At 68.6% G+C, this 9,508-nt stretch carries 11 protein-coding genes; 7 read left to right on the top strand and 4 right to left on the bottom strand.

Annotation, left to right across the window (positions count from 1 at the left end; all coding sequences use genetic code 11):
- Positions 1–46: 46 nt before the first annotated feature.
- Complete coding sequence (locus tag ACWDNU_RS33715) at positions 47–598, top strand: TetR/AcrR family transcriptional regulator (RefSeq protein WP_449671841.1); 552 nt, start codon at positions 47–49, stop codon at positions 596–598.
- A gap of 1 nt (position 599) precedes the next feature.
- Here the strand turns inward: ACWDNU_RS33715 and ACWDNU_RS33720 are convergent, their stop codons facing one another.
- The 4 genes from ACWDNU_RS33720 to ACWDNU_RS33735 form a co-directional block, all read right to left on the bottom strand.
- Positions 600–1,358, bottom strand: a complete 759-nt coding sequence (locus ACWDNU_RS33720; RefSeq protein WP_449671842.1) for an ABC transporter permease — start codon at positions 1,356–1,358, stop codon at positions 600–602.
- Positions 1,355–2,269: an ATP-binding cassette domain-containing protein gene (locus tag ACWDNU_RS33725; RefSeq protein ID WP_449671843.1), complete on the bottom strand. Its 915-nt coding sequence runs from the start codon at positions 2,267–2,269 to the stop codon at positions 1,355–1,357. The genes ACWDNU_RS33720 and ACWDNU_RS33725 overlap by 4 nt, the downstream gene beginning before the upstream one ends.
- A 78-nt stretch (positions 2,270–2,347) precedes the next feature.
- Positions 2,348–4,768, bottom strand: a complete 2,421-nt coding sequence (gene hrpB / locus ACWDNU_RS33730) for an ATP-dependent helicase HrpB (RefSeq protein WP_449671844.1) — start codon at positions 4,766–4,768, stop codon at positions 2,348–2,350.
- Positions 4,765–5,595 carry a glutamate ABC transporter substrate-binding protein gene (locus ACWDNU_RS33735; protein WP_370940051.1) on the bottom strand — a complete coding sequence of 277 codons (831 nt, stop codon included), beginning with the start codon at positions 5,593–5,595 and terminating at the stop codon, positions 4,765–4,767. The genes hrpB and ACWDNU_RS33735 overlap by 4 nt, the downstream gene beginning before the upstream one ends.
- A gap of 98 nt (positions 5,596–5,693) precedes the next feature.
- Here ACWDNU_RS33735 and ACWDNU_RS33740 point away from each other — a divergent pair, with 98 nt between their 5' ends.
- The 6 genes from ACWDNU_RS33740 (at position 5,694) to ACWDNU_RS33765 (ending at position 9,383) form a co-directional block, all read left to right on the top strand.
- On the top strand, positions 5,694–6,203 hold the full coding sequence (locus ACWDNU_RS33740; protein WP_449671849.1) for a MauE/DoxX family redox-associated membrane protein: 510 nt from the start codon (positions 5,694–5,696) through the stop codon (positions 6,201–6,203).
- A 5-nt stretch (positions 6,204–6,208) separates the two neighbouring features.
- Positions 6,209–7,009 (top strand): DsbA family protein, encoded by an 801-nt coding sequence (locus ACWDNU_RS33745; protein WP_449671845.1) that lies wholly within the window; start codon positions 6,209–6,211, stop codon positions 7,007–7,009.
- A 78-nt stretch (positions 7,010–7,087) separates the two neighbouring features.
- Positions 7,088–7,402, top strand: a complete 315-nt coding sequence (locus ACWDNU_RS33750) for a hypothetical protein (protein WP_116205241.1) — start codon at positions 7,088–7,090, stop codon at positions 7,400–7,402.
- The gene (locus ACWDNU_RS33755) at positions 7,399–8,511 is read left to right on the top strand and encodes a C40 family peptidase (protein ID WP_449671846.1); all 1,113 of its coding nucleotides are present in this window, start codon (positions 7,399–7,401) and stop codon (positions 8,509–8,511) included. Before ACWDNU_RS33750 ends, ACWDNU_RS33755 begins: the two co-directional genes overlap by 4 nt.
- A complete protein-coding gene (locus ACWDNU_RS33760; protein WP_449671847.1) occupies positions 8,512–8,886 on the top strand; it encodes a YbaB/EbfC family DNA-binding protein in 375 nt (124 codons plus the stop codon).
- Positions 8,883–9,383, top strand: a complete 501-nt coding sequence (locus tag ACWDNU_RS33765; RefSeq protein ID WP_449671848.1) for a YbaB/EbfC family nucleoid-associated protein — start codon at positions 8,883–8,885, stop codon at positions 9,381–9,383. The genes ACWDNU_RS33760 and ACWDNU_RS33765 overlap by 4 nt, the downstream gene beginning before the upstream one ends.
- The last annotated feature ends 125 nt before the right edge of the window (positions 9,384–9,508 follow it).

Genomic DNA, 9,508 nt, shown 5'->3' on the forward strand with positions numbered 1-9,508 from the left:
CCTCCTCTACGTCTGTAGAGGACTCTACACCTGTAGTGTCGTGGGAGTGGAACGGATAGCTGTGATCGGCGACGCAGCCGTCGAGGTGATCGCGGCCGAGGGCATGCGCGGGCTGACTCACCGCGCCGTCGACCGGGCGGCCGGGCTGCCCGCTGGCTCGACGTCGTACTACGCGCGCACGCGCGTCGCGCTGCTGGAACTGGCCGCGGACCGGATGGTCGCGTTGGACCAGGCTGAAGTCGCGCCGCCGGAGGGCAAGCTCGCCGAGTTCCTGGGCGCGATGGTGTACCGGTCGATCACCGTGGGCCGCACCAGAATGCTCGCGCGCTACGAATTCGCGCTGGAATCGGTTCGACGGCCGGAGTTGCGGGCTCGCTATGACGCTGGCGGCCTGGAATTGCGCCGTCGATGTGCGGAAGTGCTTGCCGCGGCCGGTTCTCCGACGCCGGAGGACCACACTCGCGTGCTCATCGGGTGGCTCGACGGATCGATCTTCGACGCACTAGCAGGCACGGGCTCCGTCAACCCGCCGGCCGAAGCCGATCTGGTGAAGGGAGCCCGTGCCGTACTCGCCGGATTGGGATTGCCGCAGGCCTGAATCAGGCGTCGCGACGGTTCAGCAGCGCGGTCCCGGCACCGATTCCGGCGACCGCCCAGGCGAGGCAGACCAGCACGCCGACCCAGGGCCCGTACGGCGGCAAGCTGCCGAACATCGGGTTCACGTCGCCGGGCGGCACCATCGCGTTGATCCCCGCGAAGGCGGGGAAGTAGTCCATCGCGCCGGGAAGCACGTACGACGACATCAGCATCGGCAACGGCAGCAGCAGCACGATCACCACCACCAACGTGCCCGCCGCGCTGCGCAGCACGAACGAAATCCCCAGGCACAGCACGCCGAGCAGCGCGAAATACGCTCCCATGCCCAGCGCGGTGATCGCTCCCTGCGACAGCGACGTGGAACCTCCAGCCCCACGCATCAGCACCGAGGCGACCCCCATGCCAAGAACGGCAACGACTACGCCGTAAACGAAAAGCACCGGCACCAGCACGGCCGCCTTGGCCGCGGTGACCCGAGCTCGCACCGGAACCCATTGCAGCGTCGAGCGAATCGACCCGCTGGTGTACTCGCTGGTCACGAACAACGTCGCGACCGCGAGCACGCAGAACTCGACCAGGTAGATCGCCCCGGAGTTGACAATGCCGTGCGCGGTCTGCTGCCGATCGTCCCCGGCGTGCTGGGAAATCCCCGAGACGACGGAGAAGAACGCCATCAGCACCACGCCGCCGATCAGCGACAGCCACGTCGCCCGAACCGACCAGAACTTCGTCCACTCCGCCGAAATCGCCAGCTTCGTCATGCCGTAACCCCGTATTCCACCGATCCGGCAGTCAGTTCCATATACGCCTGCTCGAGCGAAGCGGTCCGCTCGGCGAGCCCGTGCAGCCGGACGCCCAGTTCGTAAGCCAGATCCCCGATCTCGGCCACGCTCGCGTCGTCGATGAGCAGTTCGCTGTCCTCCCCGGGCACCACCGTCCGGCCGTTCCCCCGGAGCCAGTCCGCGAGTTTCGCGCGCTCGGCCGGATCCGGCACTCGCACCGCGACCGATCGGCTCGAGTTGCCCGCGATGAAGTCGCCGATCGCCGCGTCGGCGAGGATCGAACCCTTGCCGATGACCAGCAGCCGGTCCGCGGTCAGTTGCATCTCGCTCATCAGATGGCTGGACACGAACACCGTGCGACCCTCGGAAGCGAGCGAACGCATCAGCTGCCGGACCCAGCGGACCCCGTCCGGGTCGAGGCCGTTGACCGGCTCGTCGAACATCAGCACGCCTGGGTCGCCGAGCAGGGCGCCGGCGATGCCGAGCCGCTGGCTCATGCCGAGCGAGAACGTCCCGGCGCGCTTGCCCGCGACGTCGCTCAGTCCGACCGTCGCGAGCACTTCTTCTACGCGGCTTGCGGGGATTCCGTTGCTGCGCGCCATCGCGAGCAGATGTTTGCCCGCACTGCGTCCAGGATGCATGGCCTTCGCATCCAGCAGTGCGCCGACCTCGCGCAGCGGAAACCGCAGTTCTGCATACGGTTTCCCGCGGATCAGCGCGTCGCCGGACTCCGGCCGGTCGAGGCCGACGGTCATCCGCATAGTGGTGGACTTGCCCGCGCCGTTCGGGCCGAGGAACCCGGTCACCGTGCCCGTCTCGATGACCGAGGTGAGGCCGTTGACCACCGTTTTCTGGCCGTAGCGCTTCGTCAATCCGCGAAACGTGATCATAGGGCGAAGTCTGCGCCCGCGCGGGGTACTCGGACATCGGCCGACCGTCCTGGACCGACCCCGACTTTCGGCAGGGGGTCAGCGAGACCTGCGGGTGGTGTGCCGGGTCGGTTGGGCGGTCGCCGGGTCTTCCGGCCACGGGTGTTTCGGGTAGCGGCCGCGGAGGTCGGCGCGGACGGCGGCGTAACCGGTGCGCCAGAAGGATTCGAGATCCGCGGTGACCGCTGCCGGACGACCGGCGGGGGACAGCAGGTGCAGCACTACCGGCACGCGGCCGTCGGCTAGCGACGGCGTTTCGGTCCAGCCGAAGGTCTCCTGCAGTTTGACCGCGAGCACCGGCTGGTCGCCGCGATAGTCCACGCGATAGTGCGAGCCGGACGGGACTTCGAGCCGATCCGGGGCGAGTTCGTCGAGCCGCGCCGCTTCGGGCCAGGGGAGCAGGCCGCGCAGGGCGGATCCGGCGTCGATGTTCGCGAGATCGGCTCGACGGCGGACTCGCGAGAGGTCGAGCCAGGTATCTACATTGGACAGCAGGGCTTCGTCATCTACTGCCGGCCACGGCTCGCCCAGTGCGCGGTGCAGGAAGGCCAGCCGCTCGCGGAGGCGGGTGCCGTCTTGGCTCCAGCGCAGCAACCCGAGACCTTCGGCGCGGAGCCCGGCGAGCACTGCGTCGTGGACTAGCTGAGGATCTGGGTTCCGCAAAGGCTTTTCGGACAGCACGATCGCCCCCAGGCGGCGGACGTGGCGAGCGACGACATCGCCGTCCCAATGCACTTCGTCCACTTCGGACACCAGGGTCGGCGCGGCTTGGGTCGCCAAGGCTTCGTCGGCGGTCGCGGCAAGCCGGATGGTGCCGTGCACGCGGCCCGGGTCGCGGGTGGCTTCGGCGACGGCAAGCCATTCGGCGTCGCCCAGACCGCTGCCGCTGGGCAGTTCGGCGGCGGTGCCGCTGGCCATCAGGTACACCGGTGCCGAACCACTGCGTCGCCGCGCCAGGCGTTCCGGATGCGCGAGGGCGACAACCAACGCGGCGTCCGGGGAGGCTTTCGCTGGCGAATTGACCAAGCCTGCCAACCGTTTCGCGTCCCGCTGCCAGCGGCGAGCCGCGTCGTCGTGCGCGGAACGGAGGCGGCGCAGTTCGGCTTCGACATCGGTTAGCGTCGCTCCGGAGTCGAGCAAGGCAACTACTTCCGCGGCAGCGCGGGCTCCGACGGCCTCCGCGCCGTCCAGCAACGCGCGCGCCAAGCGAGGATGTAAACCAAGGTCGGCCATCTTCTGTCCGCGGGGCGTGACAGCACCGTCGGACGTGGTCGCGCCGAGCGTGACGAGCAGGCTGCGCGCGGCGGCGAGCGCGCCTTCGCCGGGCGGGTCCCACCAGGCGAGCCCGGTTCCGTCCGGAGTGGACCAGCAGGCGAGTTCCAACGCGAACCGCGCCAGCTCGGCAGTACGGATTTCCGGCTCCGGATACGCGGGGAGCGTCGCTTGCTCGTGCTCTGGCCAGCAGCGATACGCGCGACCAGGAGCTTCGCGACCCGCACGACCAGCGCGTTGTTCCGCCACCGCAGCCGAAACCCGCACGGTGGCGAGCCCGGCGAGACCGCGTCGATGATCGACTCGGGGGACGCGTGCGAGACCGGAATCCACGACCGCGCGGACGCCGGGAACGGTCAGGCTTGACTCAGCGACGGCGGTCGCGAGAACGACCCGGCGACGGTCTCGCGGCCGCAGAGCTTCGTCTTGCCGGGCAGCGGAAAGCCGTCCGTGGAGTGGCAGTACATCGGCGTCCAGCGAGCTCAGCAACGACGACGTACGCGCGATTTCGCCTGCGCCAGGAAGGAACGCGAGCACATCACCGTCCCCTTCGGACAGTGCTTGCCGGACCGCCGACGCCACCGCGGCTTCCGGCCGTTCCCCGCGCGTCGGAGCGCGATAGCTCAGCTCGACCGGGTACGTGCGGGCGTGTGCGGTGATCACCGGAGCATCGCCGAGCAGCTCGGCCAGCCGTCCGGACGCGACCGTCGCCGAGGTCGCGAGCAGCCGGAGGTCGTCGCGCAGCCCGGCGCGGACGTCGAGAAGCAGCGCAAGCAGCAGATCGGCGTCGAGATGACGTTCGTGGCATTCGTCCAGCAGAACCGTCGACACCCCGGCCAGCTCGGGATCGTGCTGCACCCGCCGCACCAACAGCCCGGACGTGACCACCTCGATCCGCGTGCGCGTCGAGACCTTCCGATCGCCGCGCACGGCATACCCGACCGTCTCGCCCACCGGTTCGCCCAGCAACGCCGCCATTCGCCCAGCCGCGGCCCGAGCAGCGAGCCGGCGCGGTTCGGCGACCACGACGCGACCTTCGCCGCGGTTCAGCGCGAGCGGCACGAGCGTGGTCTTGCCGGTGCCGGGCGGGGCCACGAGCACCGCGGCACCACGGTCGTCGAGCGTGCTCAGCACGGACGGCAGCACCGCGCGGACGGGCAGGTCCGGCAGCGAGGCTAGGTCGGTCACTGCTCGGTGATCTCCGGTGGATTCGGCAACGGATAGTTCGACGGCCCGATGTTCGTCTCCAGCGACTTCCGCCAGGCCCCGCTCGACACCATCTTCCGGATCGCGTCGTCCACCGCGTGCTGGCCCTCGGTATCGCCCTTGCGCAGGCCGACGCCGTACCGCTCAGTGGAAAACGGGCGGCCGACCACCTTCAGCAGCTCCGGGTTCTGCGCGGCGTACCCGGCGAGGATCACCGCGTCCGTGGTGACCGCGTCGACCTGGTTGGCCAGCAGCGCGGTGACACAGTCCGGATACCGCGGGTACTCGACCAGCTGCACTCGCTGCGCGAACTTGTCCTTCACCATCTGCGCCGGCGTCGACCCGGTGACCGAGCAGAGCCGCTTGCCGTTGAGGCTTTCCGGGCCGGTGATGTCCGGCGAAGTCAGCCGCACCAGCAGGTCCTGGCCGGTGCTGAAGTACGGCCCGGCGAAGCTGACCTGCTGTTTCCGCTTGTCGGTGATCGAATAGGTGGCCACGACCAGGTCGACCGCGCCCGAGGTCAGGTCGGTCTCGCGGCGCGCCGGGGTGGTCTCGTGCCAGGTGATGCGGTCCGGTTCGACGCCCAGTTCGCGCGCGACGAAAGTAGCGACATCGACGTCGAAACCGGCGAGCCTTCCGTCGACAGTTCGTTGCGAAAGGCCGGGCGCGTCGAACCGGATGCCAATGGTCAGGTGGTTGCCGTCACGCGCCCGGGTGGGAAGCGGATCGTCCTTCGATACCGTCGACGATCCGCACGAGACGCAGCTGACCAGCAGAAACACGGCGGCGAGCACTGCGCGAAACCGCATCGGTGCCTCCGCTTCGCCGCTCGGCTGCTCACATAGTTCTCAGGTCAGACGGCTAGCCTAAGCGCGTGCGCCGACTGCCCCAACCTGTACTCGACACCATCGGGACGCTCGCCCGTCTCGGGCTGGCTGCCGTGTGGCTCGTGTCCGGCGGCCTGAAGATCGCCGATCCGGGGCAGACGTACATCGCCGTGCAGGCCTACGACGTGCTCCCGCATGCGCTCGTGCGCCCGGTCGCCACTGGGCTGCCGCTGCTGGAGCTGGTGCTCGGGCTGCTGCTTCTGGCCGGCTTGGCCACGCGCTGGGTCGCGGGAGCCTCGCTGCTGCTGCTCGCCGTGCTCGTCGCGGGCATCGCGCAGTCGTGGGCGCGCGGGCTGAGCATCGACTGCGGTTGCTTCGGCGGCGGCGGGCGCGTGGACGCCGGGCAGACCGAGTACCCGCAGGAGATCCTGCGCGACACCGGCTTCGCCTTGCTCGCGGTGTGGCTGCTGGCACGGCCGCGCACCTGGCTTTCGGTCGACGGCTGGCTTGGCTGGGGCAAGGGCAGGAACGCCGGGAACTCAGACGAGTCTTCGGACGACTACCCCAAGAGCATCGCGGAAGGGAATTAGGAACAGTGGGTGGAGCTGCGCGCAACGCGCGGAAAAGCCGTCAGCAGGCGGCGGCCGCGAGGTCGGTCGCCCAGGCGCGGGGCTCGAACAGCGACCGGAACAAGATCATCGCGATCGTGGTGGCCGTCGTGGTGGTCGCCGCGCTCGTGATCGGCGGCGTGCTGTGGATCAACTCGAGCAAGAACGCCACACAGGACAGCGCGATCCAGCCGGGCACGACCTCGGCGCTCGGGCCGGGTGTGGTCGAGAAGCGCGACGGGGCCGTGGTGTCGGTCGGCAAACCGGGCGCGCCGAAGACCATCGACCTGTACGCCGACTTCCTGTGCCCGTACTGCGCCAAGCTGCAGCAGGACTACGGGCCGCGGATGGAGAAGGCGATCAACGACGGCCAGCTCACCGTGCGCTACCACATGGTGATCCTGCTCAACAAGAACTCGGACCCGCCGGGCTACTCGCTCGACTCGGCCAACGCCGCGCTCGCCGCCGCCGACCAGCAGAAGTTCACCGCGTTCCACGACGCGCTGTTCAAGAACCAGCCGCAGGAAGGCGGTCGCGGGTACGACAAGGCCCAGCTGATCAAGCTCGGCCAGGACCTCGGGATCAGCGACCCGAAGTTCGCCGAGACGGTCAACACCGGCGCCTACGACCAGCAGCTGCAGGCGGCGTTCCAGCAGGTCCAGGCCGACCAGAACCTCCAGCAGGACTTCGGCAACGGCCAGGTCGGCTTCGGCACGCCCACGGTCGCGGTCAACGGCAAGGCCGTTCCGGCCCAGGGCGACTGGCTGACGAAGATCCTCAACGGCTGACCTGATCCGGTCAAATCGCCTGTCCGGGCACAACCCGTCCGCTAACCTGGGCCGCAGGGCTCAGGGGAGGGGCGGGTTGTGTCCGGTTTTCATGTCGACGACGGCGCGTACGAGAACTACGCGAAGCAGGTCGACCCACTCGGCGACGAGGTGCGTGCGGCGGCGAAAGCACATCTCGGTCCGCACGTGACGCTGTCTGGCGACGGGTTTTCCGCGATCGGAGACGAATCCGGATTCGCCGGCGCGTACGGGGCGCGGATGCGCGCGTTGCAGGAACGGATGCACGCGCTCGGCGGCGGCTGGCACGACGTCGGCGAGGCCGCTCGGCGCACGCAGGGCAATTACGCCGCGGTGGAGCAGGAACACGGCGACGCATTGCGCAGATTCTCGTGAACGCTCCGGTCGATCATCTGGTCCGCAATGGACTGGACACCACTAACCAGTTCGCCGCGAAGCTGAAGCACGATCCGTCGGCGATCCACGGCGCGCGCGACGGGCATGTCGCGCTGCAGACGTCCGTCGGCCAGGCGAATCAGCACGCGGGCGCTCAGCGGGTGAATCTGGCGCACGCCAGTTCCGGCGCGACCTCGGAGCGGGCGGTCGCGACGTCGAAGGATCTGGAGAAGGAAGTCCAGGACCTTCTCGACGAGAGCGCGGAAATCGAGCGCGCGGTCGCGGAGGCGGCGGAGACGCTGCATGTCGGCGAGATCCGCAATGATCAGGTGCGGGACCAGATTCTGCGGGAAATCGCGTCTTCGATGAAGGCGCTGGCGGCGGTCAACGGCATCCAGCCGCCGGAAAGCCGGGCAGCCGCGGCGCGGCAGATTCTGTTGCAGCTGCAGACGAAGATCGGGCAGTTGACCGGTCAGGCGGCGACGTTCACCGAGGAAACGCTCGGGAAGCTGACCGGGCTGGGGCAGCGGCTCGGCGGGTCGGATTCGACTTCCGCGAGCAGCGCTACGACCTCGGTGCCGCAGGCGTTCAACAGCAACGGTGCGCACGTGAGCCACGGCGGTGGCGGTGGGGATTCCGGCGGTGGTGGAGGCGGCGGCGGGTTCGCCGGGAAGCCGCGCTTGCCGGTGGCTGTTCCGCCGCAGCCCGGCAGCGGGGTCGGGATCAACCTGCCGGGCGGCAAAACCGTGATGGCCCCGAACGAGACCGCGGCCAAAGCGGTTCGGGCAGCGTTGTCTCAGCTGGGCGTGCCGTACGTGTGGGGCGGGACTGCGCGCGGGCAGGGGCTCGACTGCAGCGGATTGACCATGACGTCCTATCAGGACGCCGGGCTGCAGTTGCCGCGGACGGCTAAGCAGCAGACCGTCGGGGCCGAGGTGCCGTCGATGGATCAGTTGCTGCCGGGGGATTTGGTGGTGTGGTCCGGGCACGTCGCGATGGTGATCGGCGACGGGCAGATGGTCGAGGCCGGGGATCCGGTGCAGATCAGCAAGATCCGGACGACCAATGCCGGGCAGCAGTTCATCGGGTTTTACCGGCCGACGGGGTGAGTGGTGGCTGAATTCGACATGGATCGCGCGGTGGCGCGGGTGATGGAGGAGGCTTCCCGGACCGGGGAGGCGGCTGCTGCTCGGTTCGAGCGGGCTGGGCCGGTGGTGGGAAAGGCCGCTGCCGGCGGGGTTTCGGTCGAGGTCGCGCCGGGTGGGTTGCTGACTGGGTTGACGTTGACTCGGGCTGCTTTGCGCAGTGGGTCTGTCGCTGCGCAGATTATGGAGCTGTCGAGGCGGGCTGAACGGCGGGCTGGGGATCGGATGCATCAGGTTCTCGCGCCGGTTTTGGGTGCGGAAGCGGTGGCTTCGCTGGGGTACGCGGCGTTGGCTGAGGATGATCCGGATTTCTATGACGAAGAGCCGGTGGTGTTGTGAAGACCCGGGAGCTTATCGAGCTGGCTCGGTCTCGCGAGGCTGCTCTGGGGCAGGTCGCCTCGTTGATGGCTGAGGCGCGGGGGTCGGCTCATGCTTTGGATGGGTCGGTTGAGGTGACTGTGGATGCGTTGGGGGCGTTGAAGCGGTTGTGGATTGCGCCTGCATTGGCGGACGGAGAGCCTTCGCGGGTTTCGGCTTTGGTGCTCGAGGTTGTGCGGGTGGCTATGGCTGAGGCCGAGCAGGATTGCTACAACCGGGTGGGGTTGTTTCTGGGGGAGGAGGCTGGGTTGCTTGTTGAGGCGTTGTCCGGGCGGGCTGCTCCGGCTCGTTCTGCGGATGATGATCCTGGGATGACGGTGGAGGAGTTTCAGCGGTTGCGGGGGGAGAGGTTGGGGGAGAGGCGGTTTCCTGCTCCTGCTCCGGCTGCTTCGGTTGGGTCCACTGTGGACGATGAGTGGGAGGACTTTGATCCGGCTTCGTTGCGGTCGGATCGGTGAGGTTCTTGTTGTTGGGGGCTGACGCCCCCTTCGGGGGTGGTGGTTGCGGGGCACACCCCGAAGCTTGATTGTGACTACGGCGCGGAGGTGCTTGTCAAGGCGGGAAAGATGCCTTGACAAGCACC

This window comes from Amycolatopsis sp. NPDC003676 (assembly GCF_053587275.1).